General features: G+C 36.8%; 31 protein-coding genes. 13 read left to right on the forward strand and 18 right to left on the reverse strand.

Going from position 1 to position 26,214, the window contains the following annotated elements:
* Positions 1–2: 2 nt before the first annotated feature.
* Genes sctT through ACIPUA_RS21910 form a run of 3 tightly spaced genes read left to right on the forward strand, consistent with a single transcriptional unit; the run spans position 3 to position 2,299 of the window.
* Complete coding sequence (gene sctT, locus ACIPUA_RS21900; RefSeq protein WP_042848601.1) at positions 3–779, forward strand: type III secretion system export apparatus subunit SctT; 777 nt, start codon at positions 3–5, stop codon at positions 777–779.
* A complete protein-coding gene (locus ACIPUA_RS21905; protein ID WP_042848602.1) occupies positions 772–1,836 on the forward strand; it encodes an EscU/YscU/HrcU family type III secretion system export apparatus switch protein in 1,065 nt (354 codons plus the stop codon). The genes sctT and ACIPUA_RS21905 overlap by 8 nt, the downstream gene beginning before the upstream one ends.
* The gene (locus ACIPUA_RS21910) at positions 1,805–2,299 is read left to right on the forward strand and encodes a hypothetical protein (RefSeq protein ID WP_272656545.1); all 495 of its coding nucleotides are present in this window, start codon (positions 1,805–1,807) and stop codon (positions 2,297–2,299) included. Before ACIPUA_RS21905 ends, ACIPUA_RS21910 begins: the two co-directional genes overlap by 32 nt.
* 68 nt (positions 2,300–2,367) lie before the next feature.
* Here ACIPUA_RS21910 and ACIPUA_RS21915 read toward each other — a convergent pair whose 3' ends face one another.
* The 14 genes from ACIPUA_RS21915 to ACIPUA_RS21980 all read right to left on the reverse strand — a co-directional run bounded on the left by ACIPUA_RS21915 (position 2,368) and on the right by ACIPUA_RS21980 (position 12,660).
* Positions 2,368–3,333: a FliM/FliN family flagellar motor switch protein gene (locus ACIPUA_RS21915; RefSeq protein WP_449060143.1), complete on the reverse strand. Its 966-nt coding sequence runs from the start codon at positions 3,331–3,333 to the stop codon at positions 2,368–2,370.
* Positions 3,320–3,781, reverse strand: coding sequence for a hypothetical protein (locus ACIPUA_RS21920; RefSeq protein WP_042848605.1), 462 nt, complete (start codon positions 3,779–3,781; stop codon positions 3,320–3,322). Before ACIPUA_RS21920 ends, ACIPUA_RS21915 begins: the two co-directional genes overlap by 14 nt.
* 3 nt (positions 3,782–3,784) lie before the next feature.
* Positions 3,785–4,165: a hypothetical protein gene (locus ACIPUA_RS21925; RefSeq protein WP_048605576.1), complete on the reverse strand. Its 381-nt coding sequence runs from the start codon at positions 4,163–4,165 to the stop codon at positions 3,785–3,787.
* Positions 4,141–5,475 carry a type III secretion system ATPase SctN gene (gene sctN / locus ACIPUA_RS21930; protein ID WP_042848607.1) on the reverse strand — a complete coding sequence of 445 codons (1,335 nt, stop codon included), beginning with the start codon at positions 5,473–5,475 and terminating at the stop codon, positions 4,141–4,143. Before sctN ends, ACIPUA_RS21925 begins: the two co-directional genes overlap by 25 nt.
* Positions 5,475–7,517: an EscV/YscV/HrcV family type III secretion system export apparatus protein gene (locus ACIPUA_RS21935; RefSeq protein WP_449060144.1), complete on the reverse strand. Its 2,043-nt coding sequence runs from the start codon at positions 7,515–7,517 to the stop codon at positions 5,475–5,477. The genes sctN and ACIPUA_RS21935 overlap by 1 nt, the downstream gene beginning before the upstream one ends.
* Positions 7,517–7,882 (reverse strand): hypothetical protein, encoded by a 366-nt coding sequence (locus ACIPUA_RS21940; protein WP_042848609.1) that lies wholly within the window; start codon positions 7,880–7,882, stop codon positions 7,517–7,519. The genes ACIPUA_RS21935 and ACIPUA_RS21940 overlap by 1 nt, the downstream gene beginning before the upstream one ends.
* A 115-nt stretch (positions 7,883–7,997) precedes the next feature.
* Positions 7,998–9,116 (reverse strand): TyeA family type III secretion system gatekeeper subunit, encoded by a 1,119-nt coding sequence (locus tag ACIPUA_RS21945; RefSeq protein ID WP_071547571.1) that lies wholly within the window; start codon positions 9,114–9,116, stop codon positions 7,998–8,000.
* Positions 9,106–9,771, reverse strand: a complete 666-nt coding sequence (locus ACIPUA_RS21950; protein ID WP_449060145.1) for an HrpE/YscL family type III secretion apparatus protein — start codon at positions 9,769–9,771, stop codon at positions 9,106–9,108. The genes ACIPUA_RS21945 and ACIPUA_RS21950 overlap by 11 nt, the downstream gene beginning before the upstream one ends.
* Positions 9,768–10,358, reverse strand: a complete 591-nt coding sequence (locus tag ACIPUA_RS21955) for a type III secretion system domain-containing protein (protein WP_449060146.1) — start codon at positions 10,356–10,358, stop codon at positions 9,768–9,770. The genes ACIPUA_RS21950 and ACIPUA_RS21955 overlap by 4 nt, the downstream gene beginning before the upstream one ends.
* Positions 10,355–11,068 (reverse strand): type III secretion system inner membrane ring lipoprotein SctJ, encoded by a 714-nt coding sequence (sctJ, locus tag ACIPUA_RS21960; RefSeq protein WP_042848612.1) that lies wholly within the window; start codon positions 11,066–11,068, stop codon positions 10,355–10,357. The genes ACIPUA_RS21955 and sctJ overlap by 4 nt, the downstream gene beginning before the upstream one ends.
* Entirely contained in the window at positions 11,068–11,409 is a 342-nt protein-coding gene (gene sctI / locus ACIPUA_RS21965; RefSeq protein WP_197679466.1) for a type III secretion system inner rod subunit SctI, read from the reverse strand. Before sctI ends, sctJ begins: the two co-directional genes overlap by 1 nt.
* Positions 11,410–11,447: 38 nt before the next feature.
* Positions 11,448–11,717, reverse strand: coding sequence for an EscG/YscG/SsaH family type III secretion system needle protein co-chaperone (locus tag ACIPUA_RS21970; RefSeq protein ID WP_042848613.1), 270 nt, complete (start codon positions 11,715–11,717; stop codon positions 11,448–11,450).
* Positions 11,714–11,929: a type III secretion system needle filament subunit SctF gene (sctF, locus tag ACIPUA_RS21975; protein ID WP_042848614.1), complete on the reverse strand. Its 216-nt coding sequence runs from the start codon at positions 11,927–11,929 to the stop codon at positions 11,714–11,716. Before sctF ends, ACIPUA_RS21970 begins: the two co-directional genes overlap by 4 nt.
* 2 nt (positions 11,930–11,931) lie before the next feature.
* Positions 11,932–12,660 (reverse strand): helix-turn-helix domain-containing protein, encoded by a 729-nt coding sequence (locus ACIPUA_RS21980; RefSeq protein ID WP_042848615.1) that lies wholly within the window; start codon positions 12,658–12,660, stop codon positions 11,932–11,934.
* A 258-nt stretch (positions 12,661–12,918) separates the two neighbouring features.
* Here ACIPUA_RS21980 and sseB point away from each other — a divergent pair, with 258 nt between their 5' ends.
* The 9 genes from sseB (at position 12,919) to ACIPUA_RS22025 (ending at position 19,927) form a co-directional block, all read left to right on the forward strand.
* Positions 12,919–13,563, forward strand: coding sequence for a type III secretion system translocon protein SseB (sseB, locus tag ACIPUA_RS21985; protein ID WP_080750936.1), 645 nt, complete (start codon positions 12,919–12,921; stop codon positions 13,561–13,563).
* A gap of 55 nt (positions 13,564–13,618) precedes the next feature.
* Positions 13,619–13,975, forward strand: a complete 357-nt coding sequence (locus ACIPUA_RS21990) for a hypothetical protein (protein WP_048605587.1) — start codon at positions 13,619–13,621, stop codon at positions 13,973–13,975.
* A 36-nt stretch (positions 13,976–14,011) separates the two neighbouring features.
* The gene (locus ACIPUA_RS21995; protein WP_042848616.1) at positions 14,012–14,497 is read left to right on the forward strand and encodes a SycD/LcrH family type III secretion system chaperone; all 486 of its coding nucleotides are present in this window, start codon (positions 14,012–14,014) and stop codon (positions 14,495–14,497) included.
* Positions 14,494–15,999 carry a type III secretion system translocon subunit SctE gene (gene sctE, locus ACIPUA_RS22000; RefSeq protein WP_052219444.1) on the forward strand — a complete coding sequence of 502 codons (1,506 nt, stop codon included), beginning with the start codon at positions 14,494–14,496 and terminating at the stop codon, positions 15,997–15,999. The genes ACIPUA_RS21995 and sctE overlap by 4 nt, the downstream gene beginning before the upstream one ends.
* A 4-nt stretch (positions 16,000–16,003) precedes the next feature.
* Positions 16,004–16,900 carry a hypothetical protein gene (locus ACIPUA_RS22005; protein ID WP_042848617.1) on the forward strand — a complete coding sequence of 299 codons (897 nt, stop codon included), beginning with the start codon at positions 16,004–16,006 and terminating at the stop codon, positions 16,898–16,900.
* 26 nt (positions 16,901–16,926) lie between these two features.
* On the forward strand, positions 16,927–17,532 hold the full coding sequence (locus ACIPUA_RS22010) for a hypothetical protein (protein ID WP_042848618.1): 606 nt from the start codon (positions 16,927–16,929) through the stop codon (positions 17,530–17,532).
* Between the two features lie 50 nt (positions 17,533–17,582).
* Positions 17,583–17,993, forward strand: coding sequence for a hypothetical protein (locus tag ACIPUA_RS22015; protein WP_052219445.1), 411 nt, complete (start codon positions 17,583–17,585; stop codon positions 17,991–17,993).
* Between the two features lie 110 nt (positions 17,994–18,103).
* A complete protein-coding gene (locus ACIPUA_RS22020) occupies positions 18,104–18,730 on the forward strand; it encodes a two component system response regulator (RefSeq protein ID WP_042848619.1) in 627 nt (208 codons plus the stop codon).
* A gap of 498 nt (positions 18,731–19,228) precedes the next feature.
* Entirely contained in the window at positions 19,229–19,927 is a 699-nt protein-coding gene (locus tag ACIPUA_RS22025; RefSeq protein WP_048605591.1) for a pirin family protein, read from the forward strand.
* A 66-nt stretch (positions 19,928–19,993) separates the two neighbouring features.
* Here the strand turns inward: ACIPUA_RS22025 and pckA are convergent, their stop codons facing one another.
* The 4 genes from pckA to ACIPUA_RS22045 form a co-directional block, all read right to left on the reverse strand.
* Positions 19,994–21,613: a phosphoenolpyruvate carboxykinase (ATP) gene (gene pckA, locus ACIPUA_RS22030; RefSeq protein WP_042848621.1), complete on the reverse strand. Its 1,620-nt coding sequence runs from the start codon at positions 21,611–21,613 to the stop codon at positions 19,994–19,996.
* Between the two features lie 203 nt (positions 21,614–21,816).
* On the reverse strand, positions 21,817–22,689 hold the full coding sequence (hslO, locus tag ACIPUA_RS22035) for an Hsp33 family molecular chaperone HslO (RefSeq protein WP_042848622.1): 873 nt from the start codon (positions 22,687–22,689) through the stop codon (positions 21,817–21,819).
* A 27-nt stretch (positions 22,690–22,716) separates the two neighbouring features.
* Positions 22,717–23,127 carry a ribosome-associated heat shock protein Hsp15 gene (hslR, locus tag ACIPUA_RS22040; protein ID WP_042848623.1) on the reverse strand — a complete coding sequence of 137 codons (411 nt, stop codon included), beginning with the start codon at positions 23,125–23,127 and terminating at the stop codon, positions 22,717–22,719.
* Between the two features lie 64 nt (positions 23,128–23,191).
* Positions 23,192–25,285, reverse strand: coding sequence for an IgaA/UmoB family intracellular growth attenuator (locus ACIPUA_RS22045; RefSeq protein ID WP_042848624.1), 2,094 nt, complete (start codon positions 25,283–25,285; stop codon positions 23,192–23,194).
* 303 nt (positions 25,286–25,588) lie between these two features.
* Between ACIPUA_RS22045 and nudE the strand changes: the two genes are divergently transcribed.
* Positions 25,589–26,140, forward strand: a complete 552-nt coding sequence (gene nudE / locus ACIPUA_RS22050; protein WP_071547565.1) for an ADP compounds hydrolase NudE — start codon at positions 25,589–25,591, stop codon at positions 26,138–26,140.
* Positions 26,141–26,214 lie beyond the last annotated feature (74 nt).

Raw genomic sequence — 26,214 nt, forward strand, 5'->3', positions numbered from 1 at the left:
TCTTGACCATCTGGATTGAATACCTACCCATCCTTGGACTAAGCATGTTACGCTGCTTAGGTGTTTTTCTTCTTGTTCCTTTGCTGAATAGCTCTAACCTAGGCGGTACTTTAGTTAGGAACTCACTACTTTTAGTGATTATATTACCTATTGCTTATATGTACCCCAATTGGACCCAATCTAACCTTAATATTAGTGGATACTTATGGTTAATTATTAGTGAGGTGAGCATTGGGTTAATACTCGGTTTTTGTGCTGCAATTCCCTTTTGGGCAATGGATGCAGCAGGAACAATAATAGATACCATGCGCGGTTCTTCAATGGCAAGTATCATTAACCCATTATTAGGGCAACAATCCTCGCTATTTGGAGTGTTATTTAGCCAAGTATTTAATGTTATTTTTCTTATTAGTGGAGGTTTTAACCAACTAATAGCGGCTATCTATAATTCCTATATTTCTATCCCACCAGCCAGTACATTAAATTATCATATTGATGCTTTTTCTTTTATCTCCAGTTTATGGCAACTCATGTATGAACTAGGTATTCGCTTTGCAATGCCAGCCATAGTCGTCATCGTCTTAGTTGATATGGCTTTAGGGTTAATTAACCGCTCAGCGCAACAACTTAATGTTTTCTTCTTAGCGATGCCAATCAAAAGTGCATTCTCCTTATTAATGCTGATTATCTGCTTCAGTTTTGCGTTCCAACATTTATTGGCCTATAGCCTAGACTATTTGAATATCAGCCTAAATTTATGGGACTTTTTCAATGAGTGAGAAAACAGAAAAGCCCACATCGAAGAAAATCAAAGATGCGCGAAAAAAAGGCCAAGTAGCGAAAAGTAATGAAATAACCAGCGGTATGCAGCTAGTCATTTTACTGACTTATTTTAGTTTTGAAGGCCCTGAACTTTGGAATGCCTTAAAATTGATGATTAATACTAATATTAATTTTATTAACAATGATAGTCATTTAGCGATTGGCCAGTGGCTAAATACTTTCTCTTCTATCGTGATCCGTTTTACTGGTGGTTTAGCCGGCGTTATCATATTGACGTCTGTTTTTACCATAATGGCTCAAGTTGGGCCATTATTGGCAACAGAAGCGTTAACACCATCATTTAAAAAACTCAATATATTATCTAATTCAAAACAGATGTTCTCAATGCAGAATCTATTTGAATTTGTTAAATCTATATTTAAAACAGTAACACTAGCACTTATTTTTTACTTGTTACTAGCTCAAAACACTAATTCAATACAGTTTTTACCTTTGAACCCTGTTATTAATGGCGTTATTTTATGTATTCATTTACTTTACTGGATGATTTTAACTCTAATTGGATTCTATATTATATTTGGTATTGCTGACTTCGCATTTCAGAGATATAACAACACCAAGAAATTGATGATGTCTATTGATGAAATTAAAAAAGAATATAAAAATAGTGAAGGTAACCCTGAATTAAAAAGCAAACGGAAAGCAATACACCGAGAAATTCAAAGTGGGAGCTTATCTAAAAATGTCGCTAAATCAACGGTCGTGATTAAGAACCCAACACATGTTGCAGTATGTCTGTATTATAAAATTAATGAAACACCATTACCGAAAGTCATTGAAGTCGGCTTTAATAGCCGAGCCTTAAATATTATTAGGTTTGCAGAGAAATCAGGAGTACCTATTGTAGAGAGTATCGATTTAGCCCGTGCATTAGCAAAGAAAACCTCAGTAGGTCATTATATTCACCCAAGCTTATTTGAACCTGTCGCTAATATTTTGCGTATGGTTATGAATTTAAGCTATGAAAAAGAAAACCCCAAAAATGAAGATTAAACTCATTCTTTTAATAATACCGTGTATGGCGCTAATCGCTTGTACTACCGTAAAAAAAGAACCTAATAATGAGCGTCCATTAATCAATAATAACACATTGAATTTAAACAACAAAAATACGGAAAACACTTTAACCTGGAGTGAGTTTTTTGACGAAATCTCTTCCAACTCCGAATTGAAAATTATGGAGTCAAATTTAGATGAATATAATAATAGCCTTGAAAATAAAATAAACAACACATTGATTAATAAAGAAAAAAATATCGACAATATAAATCTAAATAAGGTTTCAGAGGAGAGAAATGATATATATAAATTTAATGAAGATGACGAAGCAGATGAATTACTTGATATTGAACCAATATCAGAAAATAACACTAATATAGCAAATAAATTAATTTCATTATTTTTATCATCACCGCCCACAGACAATCATCATTTATCACCTGATGATGAAATTTAATTTATTGACTGCTTGTTAGCCTATTGCCTCAACAAGCAGTCAAGCTTAACCTGCCACTATAAAATCAATTAGCATAATGTATCTATTCTAACCGCTAATCGTTCCCCTATGCGTAATAGTGTACCAAAAGCAAAAATACGATGACCAACTTTTAATGAAACAGGTGTATTATATTGTTTTTCACTTTCAAATAAGTACCCCGGCCGGATCTGGCTTAGCTCATTAATTGAAATATTCAAATTAGCAACTTCCACTGAAACAGGAATCAATGTATTTGAAATTTGATTATCTGTATTGGCTAAGCTATCTGTAGGTATATCAATCCAGTCATCAAAAGTATCCATTAATGTCTCCACGCTAAATATGCCTGACTCGCCATCTTGACAAACAATGGCAAGTGGCCGATAAGTAAAAAGAAAAAACTCCCCACGAGTAATTTCTGCTTGCTGTTGAAGCACCAGCGCATTACCTTCTTGTATAGAATATATTTGCTGACTATTTAATAAACACCAACCCGCCACTAACTTTGCCCCAATCATAATTGGCGAGCTTATTTCTTGTTCATCAGTTATCGAACCGTTCTCTATGAGTACCTCTAACCAGCTATCAGGGGCTTCAATAACGTGAAAATTAAGTGTTCTATTATGATGTTTCGCACACAACTGCCACCCCACGCCTTGCGGTAAAGAGCCCGTGCTTATCTGTTTAACTGTTGGCCACTGAAAATCATCAATATCAATGCATGCCTTGAGAGTATCTATTGTCCATATCGCGAGTACGTCCTTAAACTCATCAGAAACCATAGAAAATGATGGAATAGCAAGTACTGGACTAACCCATTGACACCATTCATTTTCATCTACCCAAAAATCAATAGAATTACCATTTATACAAGTTGTCAGTAACAAACCGATTGCCAAATTCCGATGCTCAAATGTTAAAGATAGAATTCCTTCATCGCCGATTAATTGACAACCTGTACCTACTGCACGAATAAGTTTTGCTGTTCTATTATTAATTTCAGGTATCGGCATGATTAACCTTTAAAAAAATCGAGCAATTAAATTTTATCGAAAGCCCCCTTTTTATTTGCTCAATAATTTTATTCAACTCTTGATTATATAAAGAAGTATTCAAATAAAGACAAATAGATATACCTACCTCATTATAATCAGCCTCAATAATCATCCCTGCTAATGGGCCATTTGTTAAACACCACTTTAATTGATTATTTTGATTGTTAGAACAATTCAACGATAATTTTTTCAGTAACTGCTCACATAATTCAGCGCTATTTGACACATCAATATAACTTAAACACTTTCGTTCTTGTGTTATATCATTATTATTGCCCCCTCCTTTTATTGGAATAGTCAATAATTCTTCAAACTGATGTTGAGCATCTTGGTGAGATGCCGTATCGTCCATACCATTATTTAATATAATAACATTGCGGCGTGATGACATTACTTTAGTACACATAGTTTATTCCATTAGGAGTTTTAGTTTTTCTTGCTCGATTATATTTTCTTGTAATAAACTTAATTGTTGTTCTTTTTCTATCTGTAATTCACTGTATATTCTTTTAGCCATACTACTTTTTTGTAGAATTGCCTGATCTTGCAGGTAATAATTTGTCAACGTAGTGCGATACTCTCTAATAGCACTGGGTGTCAATAATTGTTCATGTGAACCATAATGTTTCCATTGCTCACAGAGTTCCTCCCTGAGTTTCATCAAACTTTCATTAACCTGAATTTGCTCACTTATCTGTTGATTTAATTGCGTTAAAATAGAACGAAGTCGCGTTTCACGGCGCTTTTTTAAAGCAAATAAAGCCGTTAAGGTTGTTTGATAATTTTGCATAACATATCCAGTGTATCTTGGAACTTAACCCGCTCATCGGTTGGTTGGCAAAGAAACTCCCTGATTATTGGCCTTTTCATTAATGCTTCATCGGATTCAGGGTCTTGCCCTGTTTGATACTCACCAACACGGACTAACAGTTCAATGTCTTTCCAAGCAGCTTGTAATTTTCTCAATTTCCCTGCATTTTTACGGTGCTGCTCACTGGTAACCTGCCCCATAACTCGGCTAATACTCGCATTGATATCAATCGCAGGGTAATGATTTTCCTGCGCTAGTTTTCGTGAAAGAACTATATGTCCATCTAGAATTGAACGAACCTCATCTGAAACGGGCTCATTCATGTTATCGCCCTCAACAAGGACAGTATAAATAGCGGTAATACTTCCTGATTCAGCTCGCCCAGCTCGCTCTAATAGACGGGGTAATTGAGCATAAAAACTGGGGGGATATCCACCCGATGTAGCACACTCCCCCGCAGCAAGCCCTATTTCCCTTGATGCGCGGGCAAAACGTGTTAAGGAATCCATCATTAACAACACATTTTTCCCTTGGTCGCGAAAATATTCAGCGATTGTTGTTGCCGTATATGCAGCTTTCAAACGCTCTAGCGCAGATCTATCAGAGGTCGCAATAACTATCACACAACGCTTCAATGCTTGCGGGGTTAAAGTGTGCTCTAAAAACTCACGAACTTCTCGTCCCCTTTCACCAATCAAAGCCAATACAATAATGTCAGACTCACACCCTTCACTAATCATGCCTAACAAGGTACTTTTGCCACACCCTGCCGCCGCAAAAATACCTATTCGCTGCCCTATCCCACAAGTCAATAACCCGTCAATCGCACGCACACCTAATGGCAAGTGCGTGTCAATAATTTGCCGAAGGAGAGGATTGGGTACATCAGCGTTCAGAGTTCGATACTCTCCATATTGAGGTAGATTGGAGTGATCAAGCGGTCGACCTAAACCATCAAGTACACGGCCAAGCAAAAAGTCACCAACACAAATTTGGTAACAATGCCCTGTAGGAATAACATCCGACCCAACGGTAACTCCCAGAGGCTCAGAAAAAGGGGATAACAATGCATAATCACCATCAATAGAAACGACCTCAGCATCAATACCGCTAGGTTTTAAGTGGCAAAACTCAGCAAGGCTGACACCTGGTAATGATGCACGTAACAATGTTGGGCCAATTTTAACGATTTTCCCCGTTAGTCGAACACTTAAGCTTTCGCTATTTACAGGGAACTTTAAACGTTCAAACAATGTATTATAAATAATATTATAATCGGGCTGACGCATTACTCATGTTCCCCAATAAGATCAATATTACCAATAATACGTAGTTCAGCATCTTCACCAATCTCTTGGAATGAGAGTACCTTTAACCCATAAAACTCCCGTTCAATAACTTTACGGAGGAAACGCCTCACATCAATTGTCGTTATTAGCACATTTTGAGTTTGATAATTATTCTGAGTCACCTCTTTAATCTTTTCTATTAGCCTTTCACTAAAGTTAGGCTCTAATGAAGAATAAGAACCTGAAGCAGTTTGCCGAATAGCTTCACGAATATGATTCTCAATATTATCACCAATAACCCAACCACTGATCCACGGCTGCCCTATACTATGTCTAGCGATAATATGCCTACGTAAGCCAATTCGCACATACTCAGTTATCATGACAGGGTCTTTTTCTCGAGGGCTCCACTCAATCAATGACTCAAAGATTGTGCGTAGATCACGAATAGATATATTTTCTAAAACTAAACGCTGAAGTATATCTGCAATACGCCCAATAGGTAATTGCCTCTGTATTTCCTTAACTAAATCAGCATATTTCCCTTCCATTGCATCCATTAGAAAACGTGTTTCCTGCACACCTATAAATTCTTTTGCATTGCGGTCGACTACAATTGATAAACAATGAATAATTGTCGCTTCATCTTGATAAAGCGTAATATTCATGGCTGATAATACGTCTTTATTATCAGGTGAAACCCACTGTAATGATTGATTACCACCGAACGATAGTTTATCTCTCTGTTTAGCTTGGGTAATATCTGGTGAACTAATATCGGCTAACATCAGGCCTTTAGGTAAAATGATATCGAGGACAACCTCCTGATATAATAAAATCTTTAAAGAACCAGAGGGTAAATTATTATCTACTTGTAAATTAATCTCCGGCAAAGGGATACCAATTTGCTCAAACTTTTGGAAACGGAAGATATCAATTTGAGAAGCCAATATATTCTTATTGCAACAATCTTTAGCCATCCGGATAATTAATGGGGTTGAACCGGGGCTGATAGTTTGGTTAGCTGAACTACCACTTAAATCTGAATTGATATATTCATCCTGTTCTGTCGCCGTTATTTTTTTAGTAAAAAATGAAATTGCAAAGACAATAGCTGATAGAATAAAGAAATAAACCGTTGGGAAACCAGGTAAAAAACCAAATACCAGTAAAATAGCACAGGTTAATACGACTGCTTGCGATTGCTTACTTATTTGCATAACCAAATCACCCGCAAGGTTATTTTTTTCTTCTCCAGATATACGGGTCACAATAATCCCAGCAGTAATCGATATTAATAAAGCAGGTATTTGGCTGATCAAACCGTCACCAATAGAAAGAATCGCATAAGTAGAAAATGCAGTACTAGCACTCATATCATGCACCATCACACCAACAGCTGTTCCTCCTAATATATTCACCAATATAATGATAATACCCGCGATAGCATCGCCCTTAACAAATTTCATAGCACCATCCATAGCACCAAAAAGCTGACTTTCTTTTTGGACTAAACCGCGTAACCTCCGTGCCTCATCGGCATCAATAGTGCCTGCACGTAAATCACCATCAATACTCATTTGTTTACCTGGCATTGCATCCAATGAAAAACGAGCACTAACTTCGGCAACACGCTCAGAGCCTTTAGTTATCACGATAAACTGCACGATAGTAATGATCATAAAAACAATAAGCCCTACGCCTAAATTACCACCAACAGCAAATTTACCAAATGTATCAATAATATCGCCGGCGTCTGCTTGTAAGAGGATCAGCCTAGTCGTGCTAATTGTTAAAGATAAGCGATACAAAGTGGTAATTAATAACACCGCAGGAAAAGTCGAGAATTCTAATGGGCTTTTAATATAAATGGCCATCATCATTAAGAGAATGGATATCATTAGATTCAGTGCAATAAGGAAATCAATTAGCCCTGTTGGTAACGGGATAATCATCATAAATATAGCGACTAACAACAAAATAACGAGAAAAATATCTTGTCGGCGAGAAATAACGATTAAAAATTGCCTAATAAATTCCATTATTTTAATCCGATAGCCTCATCAAGTAAGCGTTGCATTGTTTTAAAACAATAAACCCAATGAGAAATAGAGCTCGTTGTATTTAATTTACAACTTAGCATTTGATAACCTCCCCCTACCCAAGGACGTAATAATGTCCCCTTAGTCCTCGCAGGGATGCATTGTGTTAATAATTTCTCTAATATATTTTCTTGATAAACAAGCTCTACCTTTTTACCTACGGTAAGAATGATATTATTGTTGATATATTCAATATAAAAACGATAACATGGATGTAAAAACTCCATTTTTGCAGAAATACCATCACTAGGTAATTCAACCAGCTGCAAAAACCTTTCTAACCACCGTTTTGTTTGTAATTCCATCTACATTCTTAAAAAGAAATTTAAAATAAAGGTATTTTTCATTATGATTAACATATTCTAATAAAACTTAGATAGATATAATCAGGTATTTACCTGATAAAAACGAAAAAAGTTACTATTCTAATTCATTTAATTGTTGTAAGTATTCAATAAATACACTAATAACCATTTCTCGTTGGTCGTAATCCGAAAAGCAGTCATCCGGTAATAATTTGATTAACTCCATTAATCCTCTAGCATATTTATACTGTTTTTCTGATGTCTGTAAACTAATTTTACTTTCTAGCCAATCAGAATATAACCAAGATTGTTGTACTATTTCCAATAATAAGCAGGTCACATGCTTATCTGTTATATTTGGTAAATCTAGGGAGTTTGCTAAATGTTTGCTTTGTACTTCGATAGTTAAAAACTGCAATAACCATTTTAAATCAGTAATCACTGCCGCTAGGCGAATATCCGTTGCCTTATAACCTGCTGAGAGCTCAAAAGATAAAGTACGAATAAGTGTTCTTAGCTGTTGTTGACTACCTTCAAATTGACTAAATTGTTTAAACCAATAAAGCAATTCAGGTTGGTTACTTGTTGCTTGCTGATATAAAAAACGTAATTCACCTAATGCTTGTGGGGTAACAGCACCGCACTCTAAATGCGTAAATAGTTTTAAAACCCACTCATTATCTCCTGCCATCACTTTTTCTAGTGTTTGTTTCAGTACATGGCTAGAGGATTGATCATTTTCTTTTTCATTTAACATACTAGCAAGTAGCAAAATACATTCGGCAGTATCTAAATGATGCCGTTGAAAACTATTCAGAAGGTCGTCAATCTCTTCAACCTTAGTTACTCCGCCAATTCGATGGCGCAACTCTCCCACACTTGTAGGGTCTGAATCCTCTAAGTTTTTGGCTAGACGCTGCAACATGCTGCGGGTTGGACGTTCAGATACTCTAGGGTTATGACCACCTCTCATTCGCACAAAGTTGCCAATGGCTAACCCAATATTTCCTTGGGTTTCTTGTATCAAATAACCATCAGAGAGATAACTATCAAGTTCAGGAACTTCTGTATTCAATTGATTTTGCGCTATTTCAAGAGCTGATTGTGCAGGGATGACTTGCGTCACTAATTTTCTTTGTTCATTTTGGCGCGTCAACTCAATATTTTGTTGGGCCAATTGCTGGTTTTTCACTAAAGAGAGTCGCGGGTCTATAGATTCTACTTTAACAGACATTACATGTTTCCTCTTCAGCTAATAACAAATGTGCACAAATTGATTCTAATTGTTCTTTCAGATTAATATGGAGATTAAATAAAGATGATGAAAGCAATGCCTCATCTTTGTCTTTCGTCTCATCAACTTGAATATGTAGCCACGGGTAAGCAGAAAAAAGCTTTATTAATTTATTGTACTGACTAGGATGAATATAAAGCGTTGCTGACTTTTCATTCTTTATTTCCTCTAGTTTAGTGCGAAGCTGATTGAACAATAACCCAGTACTATCATTTTCAATAAAAAACATATCAAGCACGCTAACTAGCACTTCCCTTAAACGTGGTTCCAAGCACATTAAAATGTTTTGTTCTAGTTGATGTTCTGACACTAACCACTCAATAGACTCAGTAGCAATCTTCTGCCTAATCAATGGAGCTTCCTCTTCCAATAAAGCCATGCCTCCTTGATAAGCTAGTTCTCGTAAGCTCTGACATTCCTGTTTTGTTTCATCTAGATATTTTTGAGACTCTTGATAGATAATTTGAGCTTTTTGTTGGGCTATTTCTATAATATTGTTTGCAGAAAAACAGTTTATTAACTCCTCTGTCGGAATAATAGGCCCAAATACAGGTAAGTCAGGCAATGAAATTACAGGAACTGAAATCACCTTCATAAAAAACGCCCAATACGTAATAGCCAAGGAAAAATACTACCAAGACGGGGGGCTTCTTGGGGCGGGTAATTTGGAAAGGTTGTTTTCAACGCGTGATAGACCACACAATCGGTTTTCTCTGCATACCACCAACTTAGTCCTATCCCTTGGGCTTTCTCGATGAAATCCTCTTCAGAATAAATAACCTGAGAAGGAAAATGATAGAAGGTCCCTATTGCCAATAGCTGCTCACAACCCTGCTCACCGAAAATATCCGTCAAACGGCAACGATATCGACGAAGTACCAGATAATCAGGGCAAGCTAATACCAGAATCCCCATCGCAAGAAACAACTTCATTAAACGTGTTTCTAATGCCAAAATTTGATACTGACGTAGTTCAAGCTGCTTTAATATAGGAGAAAAAGATAAGTCTTTGCGGCGAAGAATCATGTTATCTATTGCCCCTTGGCAAGATGGAGATTGCTGATACACCTGTTGCCATTGAGATAACTCGAATGCTCTCCACCAAGATGCATGCATCCATTTACCTGGACGCCATACCAACTCATGTAATCGTTGTTGTTCAACCTCAATAATATTATTCATATATTAGGTCTATTTCTTAATACAATTAATAATACAATAGCACTGGTCATTATGGCTGCCACAACTATCCAGGGAAGGTACTTTCGCCATTCCCAGCCATTTTTGGTCTTATCCAGAAACTTCGCCTGTTTATGTCGATAATCAGCCATTTGCATAACGATACTGATATTTTCTACTGTTAAATTTGAGATAGATTTTTGGACCATTCTACGAATTTCTGGCTCTCTACTTTGCATATTGATACCCGGCGCATGCTTAATAAATATTGAAGCGGTAGGCGGCGGTATTTCACGACGATTTACATTGGTACTTTCCGATATAGCAACTTGAGCAATAATAACCCCATCCATACTCAGTAGCATTTTTTCTATATTTTGTTCTTTTAAATAAGTTATTTTTGCCTGTTCTTGTGCTGGAGAAGTGACTAACTGCCCCGGAGGAAATAAATCAGCAATATTTTCTGTTCGTTTATTAGGTAGACCTTGCTGGCGTAATACTTCAACTGCATTGGCAAAATCATCTTTTTCTACATTAATAGTAACGCCGCTTCCCTTAATAATGCTTTTTTCTGCATCAATATTTCTCAGCATCAATAAAGCAATCATCTGATTTGCTTCTTCTTCAGATAAGTCACTATAAAGCTCAACTTTACAACCCGTTAAAAAAAATAAAATTAACACGATAGAACTAAAACGAATAAAAAACTTCATTATTGCATACTTACCAGTTTATTAATTCCTTGAGATAGCTGCCCTGTCACTTTTGCAATTAAATCCACTTCCACCATAGCATTTTTAAGAAAAGATTGTGCCGTTAACATAGTTGCCGGGTTATTCAGAACATCGACAGTTGCTCGTGCATTATTAATTGTATTTGAAATTGACAATGATTTATCTTGTAATGAAGCGATTATCATCTCTTCTGGGTTAAGTGTGGGTTGTTCAAAAAGCATATTTGTAAATAAATCGACATCCTCAGCTCGTTCAATGGAGGGGAGTTTTTCTGTTAATGTTTGTACACCGACAGTAGATACAGATGTAATATCCATCATATTAATATCCTATTTTTAATATATTATGAGTATAACAATCAATTATTGCTTATTGTTATATATTCAATAAATTGCTTTAGTAGCTCTGCTTCTGGAGACTTATCACTCTGTAATTTTTCTTCGGCAAGATATAAATTATTCATTCCAATAAGTATGGTTGCATCAATAATATTACAGGCACTTTCATTTTCCGTCAGATATGGCAATACATGACGAATAGCTTCAGCTTGAATATAAAGCCCATTATTTACAGCCGCTAATCCACTTTCAATAATAAGTTGCCTCATACTGAAATCTAATAAATTCATATCTTCTGAATTATCCCTGACAACATATCTTTCACTGCCCGCATAATCGCACTTTCATAACTCACAAAAACAGAATATTGTTGTATCGCAAATTGTGCCTGTAACATCCTTGCTGGGTCATTAAGGTCAGCTGCAGTCACCTTTGATTGCACTTCATTACCCGCTTTATCAACGAGTTGCGAAAGTTGGTTAGTAATCGCTTCTATGTCCATAGTTACTCCCTCGTGTTATAGCTGTTTATTTGAAGCGAACGATTGCGAAATTGCTTTGGACTACAATTTATGTAACGACGGAATCTATCCGTAAAATGAGCATGACTTGAAAACCCGCATTCTATGGCAATATCAATGACTCTCATGGATGTTGTACTTAACAGTTTCTTTGCATGTTTTATCCGTCGCTCCAACAACCAGCGTTTAGCTGTTTGACCATATGTACATAAAAATAACTCATTAAACTTACGCACAGGTAAATCAAATTCCTGAGCTAAGCGAACAACGGACCACTGACGCATAAAATGGTTTTCAATAAAACTACAAAAGTCTTTATTACCTGAAATATATTTATAAAGTAGAGAGGAAAAATATACGTTATCTAACCCTAAACAATAAGTATAAGCAAAGTGTAAAAAATTATCCTCTGAAAGCTGCAATAGATAGGTAAAAACATCCAATACATTCCTTTCTGCTCGAATAATTCTAATGGGTTCAATTGAATAAGTTATTTTTTCTTGAGGAAGCAATAGGTTAATTATTTCAGGGTAAACCTTATGTAAACTGCTCGAATCAAAGTCTACAGATAATAGCTGATTCTTTAATATCGACTCTACTATAATTGCCTCATCATTGGTAATGACTAAACAATTTTCTGGGAATGTATAGGTTTTTCCATTCAAAGATAACTGACCTGAGTTTTTGCTGATAATAAACTTTATCGCAGACATACATTACCCTTATTAATAAAAAGACATTCGTTTATTTTCTAGTAAAAACGCATGAGAAAATATAAGGTATTAACCTGACATCATTGTTCCTCATTAAAACAATAATTAAGCATATAAATTACATATAACATCATAATTGTAAAATCAAAAATGATAGTTTCCATGTAAATTTGAAAAAATTCAAAATTAAAATATTTATTATCTAACCTCTAAATTAAGAAATTTTTATATTTTAACTTTAACAAAAAGGGTAATAACATGGTTTATATAGATTTCGATCAAAACGGGTATTATGAAGGTCAAAATAGCTATTATACACCAACCACTCCCTCAACAGGTGATGTGATAGTAAATAATGGTGATAATGGCATTCAAAATAATAACAATAACAGTATTCAAAATAATAATTATCGAAGTGCCATGACAAATCATTCTCTTATGGGAACAGCCATGGTCACAATGGAAAACATTATGTTGTTATTTACTGAATTAGCAAATTCTAAATTTGAAGCCATGTCAAAGAAAACAGAAGTTTCTCGTGATGCACAAGATATGGCGAATCGAGTTGACCGTATTATTGCTGATTTAGATAAACCAGACTCTACTGGAGAGCTTCCACCTGATGTCATTCATTATATGCGCGTTAACAATATCATGATTGATGGCAACCAAAATATTGATGACTTTATGCAAGGAAAAAATGGCAAATTAGATAAAGGTGACCTCACTGCCGTTAAATCAGCTTTAGAATCAGCTTCCGGTCGTGCTTCTGATTTTGTTCAACAAAGCCAACTTAAACTACAGCAACTCATGCAAAACTTTAATACCGCAGTCACAATGGCAAACAGTATCCAAAGCATGAATGCTGAATCAACTAAATCAATCGCTCAATCTATTCGTTAACAGCCTAAAAATAAATTGATAGCTATCTATAAAACCAAATATCGTAGGATTAAAGATGCAACAATTAGATCAATTTCAAAGCATGCTTAACGAACTGCAACGTTGCAGAATAAATGTTAAAAAGCAAATTAATGAATTCAAAGTACTACAGAATGAAATTAGCGAGTTACATAAAAAAGCAGATAAGGACCCAATTGCTTTACGTAAGTTAGCGAAATTTAATGATGTAATGCAAAGTGATATTGGAGCAGAAAAAATCATTAAAAAATCAGAAGAAGTAAAACTGATTTTTAATCAATTAAGCAAACAATTTAAACAACTTTCTGTTGAAAATACGGGTCAAAACAGAGACCTTTTTTCACCAGAAAAAAACAAAAGTGTAGTTAAAAAACAATATCGTACTTTCGTCTAATTAACGTTTTGATACTTTTATCATCATGAGATTTATATGCCAAAAACAGTTAGCACTCTGTCACAAAATGAAAATAGCGACAATTTGCAGCATTTTTTAGCGCGTGGTGGTTCTTTAAAACTAATTGCTGGCTTAGATAGCCAGCAATTAGAACGACTCTATGCATATGCCAACCAATTGTTTAATGCCAATGATTTTTCCGCTGCACGCAATATTTATTATCTATTAACTTGTTTAGAACAATGGAACCCCGAAAATTTACTTGCTCTAGGGTTATGCCATCAACGTTTAGGTGAACATGAAAATGCCATAAATAACTTCGTACGTGCAGGGACGATTAAAATAGATGACCCTCGCCCCGCCTTTTTTACAGGCCTCAGTTATCACTTGCTGGGTAATACTGAATACGCAAATAAAGCATTTCATGCTGCCATTCGCTGGTGTAATGACTTAAAAGAGTATCAAGAAATCAAACAAAGTGCTCAAAAAATGCTAAATCCAATATCGGAGATATCACAATGACAATGCTTCTTGAGCGTTCTCTTTATCGAACAGATATATCTACAGAAAATAGGTTACATGATATATCGACCACTTTACCTAAAAGTACTCATCAGACAACCCCTTTGAAATTTGGTGAGTTAAATAATGTTGCTACAGCGCAAAATACACCAATGATAAAACTGGCAACTCCACGAGCCAGTAAAGAAGAGGTTTCTCAAACACAAGCTGCTTCTGATCTAGAAGAGGTATTCCAAACATTACAGCAGCTCTCTCCTGATAATGAAAGAAATAATACATCTAACCCTATGCTAAATATGTCTTTAGCCAAAATTGAAGGGTTACCAATGAACTCAATGTTTGCCGCATCATTATTACTCGTTGGTCAGGTTTTAGGGGACATTGCCTCAACTAAAGGGGAAATGCTTGAAATTCTGACTAAAAAACAAGACATGCTACGAATGGAAGAAGTCAAAAATATTCGCGAGCAAATGGAAAAAGCCGTTGAACAACAAGATAAAGCCAGAAAAGCCGGTGTTTTTGGTGTTATTTTTGACTGGGTTATTGCCGCAGTAGAAGTTGTCGTCGGTGTGACCAAAATGGTTGGTGGCTTCTTATCAGGTAATGCCATGATGGCTGCAAGTGGAAGCATGGACTTCATGGCTGGGCTTGCAGGTATTGGCAAAGCGGTAGCCAATACCATGGCGCTGATAGACCCCAATAACGCTGAAAAATATCATGCTGCGGCCAACAAGTTTGCTATTACACAGATGTCATTTGAACTTATGGGGGCGGCTATTGATATTACCAGTGCAGTGCGTAATGCAATCGCGACTAAAATTGTTCCAAAAGTGGCAACTCAAGTCTTAAAAGAAGGAGCAGGAGAAGCACTAAATGTGGCAATAAAAGAAGGCAGTCAAACAGCCATTAAAGGGATAGCTAAATCAGTTGGCCAAGAAGTCAGTACGCAAATTGGTAATCAAATTATCAATCAACTAGGGAAGCAAGCTGCTGAAAAAGCAGGAAAAACAATATTTAATAAAATGATTGATTCATTTTCACAAAAAGCAATAGAAGAACTTGTCACTAAATCCGTTGAAAAAGCGGCAAAGAAAGCAGCTAAAAAAGTGGCTAAAGATGGAATAGAACTAACCACAGAGCAATTGATTAGCAATACTACCAGACAAATACAAAAAGATGTTTTAAAAGCCGTCAGTAAAGCATCAGTATCTCGCGTTGATATGTTTTTGCAAACATCCCGAGGTGTGATATCAGGCGCACAGCAAGTAACGATAGGGTCTTTAGAAATCCAAAAGGCAAAATTACAAAAACAAATTGACCAATTAATGCTAGATCAAACTTGGCTGCAAAATATGTTTGAATTCTTTGAAAGAGAAAAAGAAGAAACCGTAAAAAAAGTACGCTCATTGCAAGAAGACAAAGCCGCTGTAGTTCAAGATGGTACTAAATTACTAAGTACGATAGCATCAACCCAAGCACATATCGCTTCTTCAATGGTTTAATGCTATGCATACCACTTCAATAACTCATGAGCACCCGAATAGTGAATTTATTGATTATTTTTCAACGAAAAGAGAGGAAAATCAATCAAACGCAATATTCGTTTCTAACGGGAGCTTATTAGCACCTTTACTTAGAAACTTAAGCGAAAAACCATTAAGTTCAGAACTTATCGAGGTGGCACTGAGTGAAGTCGCTATTGCATTAAATACTGTCAGAAACAACCTTCCCCAACAGCAAATATTATTATCTCAATTAGAAGAGGCAGCTCCCGGTAGTTTTTCCAACTGTATACCCGAAAATGCAGATTGGAACGATGCCATTAAACCAATAAATTCACATTGTAATAAAACAAGGTTTACAGATATCACTTCATTATTAATTGAATTAATAGGAAAAGTTGGTGAAAGTATGCGCAAAAGAGGAGAGCAAGTGCTACCTCTTTTATGTACTGTATATATGGTAAATTATGCATTAGGCCATATGAGTGCCGAGTTAATTAACCAGAGTACAATAAATTCCAGTAAACAAGTATTTACTGATGCACTAAAACAAATATCAACCTCAGGAGTGAATTATCATTACTCCCCAGAAAATAAAAACCATCCAACAGTGACTATTCCAGAAATAAATAAAACGACTTCATGCAAAAGTGAAGTTTTAAATGAGGGGGTGAGTTCCATACAACAAGTATTCGCCCAACAATTAAATGACTATACTGAATTAGGTAATCAAATTACCAACATCAGTCATTCCATACTAGACTCGTTAGAGTCTATTGACTCTAATACAATTAAGTCATTAATTAATGACACAAGCTGTTTTATTAACATAGATGACGGGTTAATTGCATCGGCAATTAGCAATAATGATAACGCTTATTTAAATTTCTCTAGAAAATAACTAATTACCTTAAATAAGGATTAAAAATGAATAACATCAACTCAAATACAATAGATATAGAACAAATATGTCCAAATCAATCTGATATAAAAAACGCTTCGATATCCTCATCAACGAATGTTTATGCCATGATGGATGCCATCATTTCAATGCTACAAAAAATGAATAGTGACATTCGCGATATGCAACGTGACTTCTTTGCATCTCAACAAAGCACCGCATTCAAAAAAGAGCTCACGGCAATATCGACCAAACAGGATTCAATACAACTTAATTATAAAGCAGCTTTATCCAACGCTATTGCAAAAACAACTTCAGGCGTCGTCAGTATCGGTGGTGCAGGCTTCGGCATGGCTAAGGGGGCAAGTCTAGGTGGTGAGTTTATTTCCGCAGGGACTAACGGGATTGGAAAAATGGTAGAAGGGTCGGTATCAGTAAGTATGGCGAGTACAACTCGTGATGCACAAAAAAAACAATTATTAGGCGATTTTCAGTCTAACTCAGCGATTGAGTACCATAAATTGCTCTCAAATACAGCCGATAAAGCCTCTGAAGCGTCAAAACGTATGTTAGATATAACACGCGAAATTATATCATTACAAGAAAGAATTACATCCTCTGTAAGAATGTAAATATTGCAAATAGAATAATGACTATACTAAATTAAGAAAGAATACAAAATATGGCTCAATTAGATGCAGTCACCGAGTATTTATATAGAAAAGGGAAGCAGCCTCAAAAAGCTTTCTTTAATAATAGCAGTATTTTTATTGGTTGGAAGGTTGAGTTCACTCATTTTGAATTAACTTATAGGTTAAATGATAAAGAACTAATAATTTGTAACTTTTCCTCCACAGCACATTCAAAAAATAAAAGAATGGCAACCATTTCATTTATTAAATTTATTCACGAATTAGAATCTTGCTGTTTTGATTTTAATTCCATTCGTGGGTTACTGTTAGCTAGCCCGAACCCTGAAGTTACGGAACTCAGAGAGCGGTTAGCTCAATCACTTTTATCACAAGGTGCAACGTGGGAGATGATTAATGGTGATAATTGGCTAGTATATTTATTAAATAAAAATAGAATATAAATTAAATGTTTTATTTATATATATTAATTTAAATAAAAAATATTATTTGACATCCATAGCTATTTATCGATAAAAATGTAATCAATAATAATTGAATCTATACTTTTAATATGAAGAAAAAAGTTTTATTAGTCGAAGACCATGAACTATTAAGTGCTGGTATTAAGCATTTTCTTTCATATCTTCCTGAGTATGAAGTTATCGGTGTTGTCTGTAATGGCTTACAGGTCTATGAAACCTGTCAGAAATTAAATCCCGATCTTGTTATATTAGACTTAGGCTTACCTGGCATGGATGGTATTGACGTCATTTGTCGGCTAAAACAACGTTGGCATGACCTCAATATTATTGTACTGACAGCAGATCGGGTGGAGCATCGGGCCTGTTCTGCACTGAATGCGGGCGCTATGGGGTATGTTTTAAAGAATAGCTCTCAGCAAACCTTATTATCAGCCTTGCAATCTGTTGTCTTTATGAATCGAGTTTTTATTGACCCTTCTTTAAGTGAAGCTCAAATATTTGAGTTAACCCAAACTAAAGAACCAGTACGACTAACAACTCGGGAAAGGCAAATATTAAAGCTAATCTCAGAAGAACGCCGTAACCGCGATATTGCAGAAGATTTAAAAATCACCATAAAAACAGTTGAAACACACCGTCTTAACTTAATGAGAAAACTAGGTACACACAGCTCCGTGGGGCTCGTCAAATGGGCATATCGATTAGGTATTTGCTAATTCAAGATATTTTAAATAGAAAATTATTTTTTACGACTAATACTAATATACTTAATCCATTGAAAAATAATGGTTAAATTTTTAATCTCATATAAATCATATAATTGCGTTATTAATTATAAGATATATCATTTTGGTCAAAAATAATGCTTTACAAACGATAGTGATAACTATTATCATTATCATCACCTCCTCAATACGGTTACTTAGTCACCTTTTGTTGGGGGTACGACATTGCTCACATTGCTTCCAGTGTTTACTTTAGCCAGCCTTGCGCTGGCTATTTTTTTACCTGATACAGCAGTTCTGTAATATGTTCACTATCGAATCTTCCTCATCTAACGATTTATCTCATCCAACAATGGCATACTTATTCAAATTATTTGAACTCTATGGTTAATGGTAGCTACTTTTCTCTAAGTGAAAACAGGTTAAACTATCATCAATACATTAAGAGTGAGTTCAACCAAAGTTGAAGTCCGTAAAGGAGATAACACTATGATCTATCTACGTAAAGCAAATGAACGAGGTCATGCTAATCATGGTTGGCTCGATAGTTGGCACACTTTCTCATTCTCTAGTTACTATGATGAAAATTTTATGGGGTTCTCAGCACTAAGGGTGATTAACGAAGACTTTATTGCTGCAGGCCAAGGTTTTGGGACACACCCGCACAAAGATATGGAAATTTTAACCTATGTGCTTAATGGCACGGTGGAACATAAAGACAGCATGGGCAATATGGAGCAAATTCCCGCAGGTGAATTTCAAATTATGAGTGCAGGCACCGGTATTCGTCACTCAGAATATAACCCGGACAATGAAAAAGAACTGCATTTGTACCAAATTTGGATTATCCCTGAAAAAACAGGTATTGAACCACGTTATGAACAAAAGCGTTTTGATTCAAAAGATGGCAAACAACTTGTGCTTTCACCAAATGCGCAAGATGGTTCATTAAAAGTCTATCAAGATATGCAATTATGGCGTTGGGCATTGCCCGCGGATCAAATACAAACTCACAACATTGCAGATAAACGAGTTGTATGGATTCAAGTGGTAAAAGGGACTGTAGAAGTCAATGGGCAACAAGCCACAACTAGCGACGGCTTAGCAATTTGGCAAGAAAACAGCCTAACGATTAAAGCAGATGAAGACAGCGAAATCTTATTATTTGATTTACCTGCCGCTGAATAACACGCCTAAAACAACAAAGGCTCTACCTAAGGTAGAGCCTTTTTCATGAAAATATACATTCAACGATTACAGTTTCGGACCTGCTTTAACTAATGCTTCACCCGCTGGGGTATCCGTATATTTATCGAAATTCTTCACGAAACGCTCAGCTAAATCTTTGGCTTTTTCATCCCACTGTGCTTTGTCTGCATAAGTATTACGAGGGTCAAGGATATTAGTATCCACACCAGGTAATGCTGTTGGGACTTCTAAATCGAAGACGGGCAATTTAATCATGTCAGATTTTTCAATATCACCGCTTAAAATAGCATCAATGATTGCACGGGTATCTTTAATTGAAATACGTTTACCCGTACCGTTCCAACCTGTATTCACTAAATATGCTTTCGCACCTGCTGCTTCCATACGTTTAACTAATACTTCTGCATATTGTGTTGGATGCAACGATAAGAATGCAGCGCCAAAACATGCTGAGAAAGTAGGCGTTGGCTCAGTCACACCACGCTCTGTACCCGCGAGTTTGGCGGTAAAACCAGAAAGGAAATGGTATTGAGTTTGTTCTGGCGTCAAACGAGAAACTGGTGGTAAAACCCCAAATGCATCCGCCGTCAGGAAGATAACTTTTGTCGCATGGCCTGCTTTAGAAACAGGTTTTACAATGTTATCAATGTGGTAAATCGGGTAAGAAACACGGGTGTTTTCTGTTTTTGAACCATCATTGAAATCAACCGTACCATCTGCTAACACCATGACGTTTTCAAGCAATGCATCTCGTTTGATAGCACCATAGATATCTGGCTCTGCTTCTTTAGACAGATTGATAGTTTTCGCGTAGCAACCGCCTTCGAAGTTGAATACGCCGTCATCATCCCAGCCGTGCTCATCATCACCGATTAACTTACGTTTTGGATCAGTCGACAGTGTGGTTTTACCTGTTCCTGATAAACCGAAGAAAATAGCAACATCGCCTTTTTCGCCGACGTTAGCAGAGCAGTGCATAGAAGCAATACCTTTCAACGGCAGAAGGTAGTTCATCATTGAGAACATCCCTTTTTTCATTTCGCCGCCGTACCAAGAGCCGCCGATCAACTGCATACGCTCAGTCAGGTTGAACGCTACAAAGTTTTCAGAGTTTAGCCCCTGCTCTTTCCAGTTAGGGTTAGTACATTTAGCACCGTTCATCACAATGAAGTCAGGCTCAAAACCTACTAACTCTTCATCTGATGGGCGAATGAACATGTTTTTAACGAAGTGTGCCTGCCAAGCAACTTCAGTGATGAAACGGACTTTTAGACGAGTGTCGGCATTAGCGCCACAGAATGCATCAATGATAAACAAACGTTTACCTGACAGCTGTTCTGTCACGATATGCTTGAGATCCGCCCAAACTTCTTGTGACATTGGCTTATTGTCGTTTTTACCTTTACCTTGGTCTGCCCACCACACAGTATCGCGAGTCACATCATCACGAACAATGTACTTATCTTTTGGTGAACGACCGGTAAAAATACCTGTATCAACCGCAACTGCACCTAAGGTGGTCACAGTACCGCGCTCATAACCTTCTAGCCCGGGCTTAGTTTCTTCCGTGAATAATAGCTCGTAACTTGGGTTATAAACCACTTCAGCCACATCATGAATACCGTACTTTTCAAGTTCCTTCAGGGTAATGCTTTTAGCGCTCATTATATTGCTCCTGGTAAACATAATTAATCTGCGGATGATCATAATTCTTTACGACTAATTAACAGCGATTGCTATCAAAGAATTGAAAATGTATAATTTTTTTTAATTCATAATGAGACTTAGAGCACGTAATAATGCTTTAAAATTATAAAAAAAAGGTGCAGAATTGCACCCTTGTCACATAATTAGGTTGCTAAATCGTATCAGTGAAGTTGCTGATTTAGCTCATTATTTAACCCTTGAATATCGGATTCAATAAATACATAGTGTGAGCCACAAAATTCACACTCCATATCAATTTTCCCATCTTTTTGCAAAATATCCTTAACATCTTCCTTTGGTAAAGTTGCTAATGTACTTTCGCAACGCTCCCTTGAACATGTACAACGAAACTCCACAGTTTGAGGGTCATACAAGGTGACATCTTCTTCATGATAAAGACGATGTAAAACCTCTTTCACATCTAATGTGCTGAGCTCTTGACCTTTAATTGTCGCAGTGAGTTGCACAAGATGGTCAAAAATATCATGGCTGGTTTCGTCAGCCGCGGGTAAAACTTGCAACAACATCCCACCAGCAGTCGCTTTACCGTCTACCTCACCTACACGAATAAATAAACGAGTCGGTAGCTGTTCAGATTGGCGGAAATAAGCATCAATACTTTCCTCAATAGAGTCGCCTTCAATCGCAACAATACCTTGATAACGCTCACCTTGGGTCGGTGTAATGGTGATCACAATAAACCCGTTGCCAACCATTTGCTTCAGTGTACTACCAGCAACAACAGGGCCATCAATACGGGCAACGCCACGCATTTGCTGTAAGTTATTACCGTTGATAACCGCTAGCTTAACTGGCCCATCACCTTGGATTTGAACAGTAATATCACCATCAAACTTTAATGTTGCTGTTAATAAGCTAGTTGCAACGAGTAATTCACCTAATAAGCCTTTTACTGCGGCAGGATAGTCATGATTTTCTAAAATACGTTCAAAAGTGTCATCGACACTGATCATTTCCCCACGAACAGAATGTTGTTCAAATAGAAAACGATGGAGTAAATCTTGCTTTGCCATAATATCTCTCTATTACTCTGGCCATCATTAAGACGGCTCATGAGAATTTGTATGTTTAAACTTTAACAGAGTGCGCCGTTCTTTTTTATCCGGGCGCCGATCTGGGTGTGGCATCGTCAGCGCATTCATTTTCCGCGCTTGCGTTAATTTTTCCCGTTGAGCAATACTTTCTGTTGTTTCACAGTAAAGTCGCTGTGCGTCCGGAGCTCCTCGGCGCTGACTGCTAATTTCAATAATTTCAACTATTCGCTCATCATTACCTTGCCTAAGCTTAATTAACGCTCGCAGTTCAACAATTTTGCCAGGTTTTGTTCTCTGCCCATTGTAATGTACTTTGCCGCCTTCAATCATCTCTCGAGCAATTGCACGGGTTTTATAAAATCGCGCAGCCCACAGCCATTTATCGAGGCGTACAGGTTCTACAGAAGGTTGATTCATAGTGCCTCCTCAAAATCAGTCTGAATCAAACTAAGTTGAGGCTCCCACTATTTTCGGGATAACACTATCGACGATAGGAAGGATTATTAGCCTCAAAGCACTTATCATAATATTGTGTAATATTACGCAAACGCTTCTTATTATTCAAAATACGCAGCACAATCAGTGAGCCATTGAGCAATGCACAAGCCATCAAAAACAGTACAAAAAGCGAGCTACATACATACTGGGATACCACAGCTGCATTTGGCTCCTCATGTAAAGTAATGTGCAATGTGCCATTAGCATCCGTAGACAGATTGGTAATTATACCTTCAATATTAAAAGGTGTATTACTCAGAAGGCTCGATAACCTTTGTAGTTCATACCAACGCTGCAACGGTGACAGTTCATTAAAGGAAGCCCCTGATATCAAATCAACTAAAGGCTTATTCTCATCGCTAATCAATAACACGCCTCCAGGTGGCGGACTATTAATTTTCCGTACTTCTCTGTCTATTTCTGCCTTAATAAATTCATATGTGGTGTCTTCTACGATGTTTTCCAAGGCCTCTGCACTTCCTGCGCGTAATAAAACATGCGCTCCGTTCAATTTTCCAGCAGAAGCTTTACTCACCAGAGTTGGCCAATCCTCAGTGCTTCCAAGATTCATTAAGGCACTTTTTAGCTTTAGGCAGCGATTAGAAGTATGACACAGCTGTTCGGTATTCAGAATAATGGCAGAGAAATCAAAGATAATATTCATACCTGATTTCATGATATCACGCTGTAATCTAGGGTTAACACCAACGGCGTTTTTATCCGGGTGTAATTGGCTTTTAACCGTATTGAGTAATAAAATTGACTGTTCAACCACCTCAGACTGGGGCTCTGTTAGTAAACGGACATCGCTCCAATAAAGACCTGAACAATCAAACGGCACAAACTGTGCTTGGTTTTCTTTATTCAAATTAGGAGGTCGGTAACACATCCCTTTCCCTTGAGCCACTAACGTATCCCCAATTTTAAGTTGGCGGGAAGCGAGGTCACTTGGGTTTTCAACGGTAATTTCTTCTGTGCCGCCAAACCAAGCAAAACCTAGTTTTATAGGTAAACTCATTGATTGATATGAGAAAACTAATACTATGGCAAACAAGGCACCTATTAGCATCAACACATTTTTTTTGAATCGTTTGTAAGGGTAATAACGTTCTTCTTCATGCAAAGAAAGGTATTTTCCATGTCTGACAACCTCACCCGATGCATAAAAATCAATATTAACAGGTTGATTTGATTCATATTTTAAATAGTTTTCCCAATGAGCTGGATAATGTAAATCAATACCGCCAATTGAGGTGTTCGTAGAATATTTTTTATCTAACTCACCATAGAGTTCCCAACGCTTTGGTTCCCCGTGAATACACTGAATATCTTGGTATTTACGAGGAAACATTCTTGAGCGAAATAAGACCAGCAGCCCGCTAACAAAACAAATAATCGTAATCACCAAGCCCCACTCCTGTAACAAAGGAATAGAAATCAGCGTTAAATAGCCAAACAAAAAGCTTAAACAAACAATCGCGGCACCAAGCCAGCCTGTAGAATTATGAAGTCGATGCTCTTCAACTGTTTCCTTACGAACCCGTAGCCGCTCGATATTTTGTTGACCACGTTCTTGAATAGCTGCCTCAGGCCAGTCTGAACCCAAACTTTGTTCTTCCTGCCACTCGTGACTAAAATCCCTTAAGGAATGACTATTGATGGAGATAATTAACGGTAAGTGATCGGTCTCCACAATTTCCATAACATTTTGACGTTGTAAGAAAGGTTCGAGCTGTGAAGGTAACTGAACCTCAATCGTATCAATAAAATAGCGCCAACTATTCCCTTGCTCTTGGCGTAAATTAAAACGCGTCAGTGAATGGCAAACGGTCGCAATAATCGAGTTTTTTTTGATTTGCCACGGAAGTTGAGAGGGAGTCATTGATACAGATAAACAATAATTTAAGTACTGGGATATTATCTGGTAGTCTGAATCAATCATTTTTCTGAAGGAAGGAGCTGCTACTGAGGGTATTTGATAGACAGCAGAACGCCGCCCCCGCCTGAAATAAAGGAAGGAAGCCATTATAGTTAGGCTAATAACAATTATAGCCGTTATAATGACATGGTTTAGCATTGTTTCCCCAATGAAAAATGAATAAGAAAAGCATAGCAACCCTGCTGCTTTCTCAAAATAAGCCAATTCCTATTCTATTTATGGTTTTTGTTTTAAATTACAATATGTTGTAAAAAAATATTTTATTTATTTATCTGTGCTATGTTTATGCGATGGTTATACTAGCAGCATTTTATCTACTCGATAATATCTATCATTTTTTTTTGATATAGGTCATAGTTAGAGTACTAGGTAAATGTGCCACATAAATAAATGAAATACGCTTTTAGCAATAGATTTCACTCATCCTGTTCGGAAATCGTTATGACAGAGTTAAAAAAACCTAAAATCTTGAATATTCAAGATGTTGCTCAATCAAAATTATTCAGCATCCAGTCAGTTGATCTCGAATTTAGCAACGGTGAAAAACGAGTCTATGAAAGAATGCGCCCAGCAAAACGCGAAGCTGTTCTTATTATTCCTATTATGGGTGATAACCTAATCCTAATCCGCGAATACGCAGTCGGGATTGAAAACTATGAATTAGGGTTCCCTAAAGGCGCTATAGACCCCGGCGAAGTCGCTCTAGAAGCTGCACAGCGTGAGCTTAAAGAAGAAATTGGTTATGGTGCTAATAATATTATTCAGCTAGCCAAGCTCACCATGTCCCCCTCTTACTTTTCAAGTAAAATGAATATCCTCGTAGCTGAAAACTTATACCACGAAAAACTCGAAGGTGACGAGCCGGAACCACTACAACAAATAATCTGGCCTATATCACGCATGATGGAGTTGCTAGAGCACCCTGACTTCAACGAGGCAAGGAATATTAGCGCACTTTTCTACCTTGAGCGTTACTTAAAAAGTAGTAAGTAATAATACATATATTCTGTATTTTTTTCATGCCTACCTTAACTTTCATGATAAAAAACACCCCATGTTCTTAGTCA

It is taken from the genome of Providencia sp. AGC89, assembly GCF_053543535.1.

Bases quoted from the DNA above. Each gene is read 5' to 3' on its own strand.
- pckA (WP_042848621.1), bottom strand. From the start codon at position 21,613: ATGAGCGCTAAAAGCATTACCCTGAAGGAACTTGAAAAGTACGGTATT.
- ACIPUA_RS21970 (WP_042848613.1), bottom strand. From the start codon at position 11,717: ATGAATTTATTAGATTTCAGTATGAGGCAACTTATTATTGAAAGTGGA.
- nudE (WP_071547565.1), top strand. From the start codon at position 25,589: ATGACAGAGTTAAAAAAACCTAAAATCTTGAATATTCAAGATGTTGCT.
- ACIPUA_RS21905 (WP_042848602.1), top strand. From the start codon at position 772: ATGAGTGAGAAAACAGAAAAGCCCACATCGAAGAAAATCAAAGATGCG.
- sctJ (WP_042848612.1), bottom strand. From the start codon at position 11,068: ATGAAGTTTTTTATTCGTTTTAGTTCTATCGTGTTAATTTTATTTTTT.
- hslO (WP_042848622.1), bottom strand. From the start codon at position 22,689: ATGGCAAAGCAAGATTTACTCCATCGTTTTCTATTTGAACAACATTCT.
- ACIPUA_RS21990 (WP_048605587.1), top strand. From the start codon at position 13,619: ATGCAACAATTAGATCAATTTCAAAGCATGCTTAACGAACTGCAACGT.
- ACIPUA_RS21995 (WP_042848616.1), top strand. From the start codon at position 14,012: ATGCCAAAAACAGTTAGCACTCTGTCACAAAATGAAAATAGCGACAAT.
- sctI (WP_197679466.1), bottom strand. From the start codon at position 11,409: ATGATGGATATTACATCTGTATCTACTGTCGGTGTACAAACATTAACA.
- ACIPUA_RS22025 (WP_048605591.1), top strand. From the start codon at position 19,229: ATGATCTATCTACGTAAAGCAAATGAACGAGGTCATGCTAATCATGGT.
- ACIPUA_RS21980 (WP_042848615.1), bottom strand. From the start codon at position 12,660: ATGTCTGCGATAAAGTTTATTATCAGCAAAAACTCAGGTCAGTTATCT.
- ACIPUA_RS21945 (WP_071547571.1), bottom strand. From the start codon at position 9,116: ATGTCTGTTAAAGTAGAATCTATAGACCCGCGACTCTCTTTAGTGAAA.
- ACIPUA_RS22010 (WP_042848618.1), top strand. From the start codon at position 16,927: ATGAATAACATCAACTCAAATACAATAGATATAGAACAAATATGTCCA.
- ACIPUA_RS21915 (WP_449060143.1), bottom strand. From the start codon at position 3,333: ATGCCGATACCTGAAATTAATAATAGAACAGCAAAACTTATTCGTGCA.
- ACIPUA_RS21950 (WP_449060145.1), bottom strand. From the start codon at position 9,771: ATGAAGGTGATTTCAGTTCCTGTAATTTCATTGCCTGACTTACCTGTA.
- ACIPUA_RS21935 (WP_449060144.1), bottom strand. From the start codon at position 7,517: ATGGAATTTATTAGGCAATTTTTAATCGTTATTTCTCGCCGACAAGAT.
- ACIPUA_RS21940 (WP_042848609.1), bottom strand. From the start codon at position 7,882: ATGGAATTACAAACAAAACGGTGGTTAGAAAGGTTTTTGCAGCTGGTT.
- ACIPUA_RS22015 (WP_052219445.1), top strand. From the start codon at position 17,583: ATGGCTCAATTAGATGCAGTCACCGAGTATTTATATAGAAAAGGGAAG.
- sseB (WP_080750936.1), top strand. From the start codon at position 12,919: ATGGTTTATATAGATTTCGATCAAAACGGGTATTATGAAGGTCAAAAT.
- ACIPUA_RS21925 (WP_048605576.1), bottom strand. From the start codon at position 4,165: ATGCAAAATTATCAAACAACCTTAACGGCTTTATTTGCTTTAAAAAAG.
- sctN (WP_042848607.1), bottom strand. From the start codon at position 5,475: ATGCGTCAGCCCGATTATAATATTATTTATAATACATTGTTTGAACGT.
- ACIPUA_RS21920 (WP_042848605.1), bottom strand. From the start codon at position 3,781: ATGTGTACTAAAGTAATGTCATCACGCCGCAATGTTATTATATTAAAT.
- hslR (WP_042848623.1), bottom strand. From the start codon at position 23,127: ATGAATCAACCTTCTGTAGAACCTGTACGCCTCGATAAATGGCTGTGG.
- ACIPUA_RS22005 (WP_042848617.1), top strand. From the start codon at position 16,004: ATGCATACCACTTCAATAACTCATGAGCACCCGAATAGTGAATTTATT.
- ACIPUA_RS22020 (WP_042848619.1), top strand. From the start codon at position 18,104: ATGAAGAAAAAAGTTTTATTAGTCGAAGACCATGAACTATTAAGTGCT.
- ACIPUA_RS21955 (WP_449060146.1), bottom strand. From the start codon at position 10,358: ATGAATAATATTATTGAGGTTGAACAACAACGATTACATGAGTTGGTA.
- ACIPUA_RS22045 (WP_042848624.1), bottom strand. From the start codon at position 25,285: ATGCTAAACCATGTCATTATAACGGCTATAATTGTTATTAGCCTAACT.
- sctE (WP_052219444.1), top strand. From the start codon at position 14,494: ATGACAATGCTTCTTGAGCGTTCTCTTTATCGAACAGATATATCTACA.
- ACIPUA_RS21910 (WP_272656545.1), top strand. From the start codon at position 1,805: ATGAAAAAGAAAACCCCAAAAATGAAGATTAAACTCATTCTTTTAATA.
- sctF (WP_042848614.1), bottom strand. From the start codon at position 11,929: ATGGACATAGAAGCGATTACTAACCAACTTTCGCAACTCGTTGATAAA.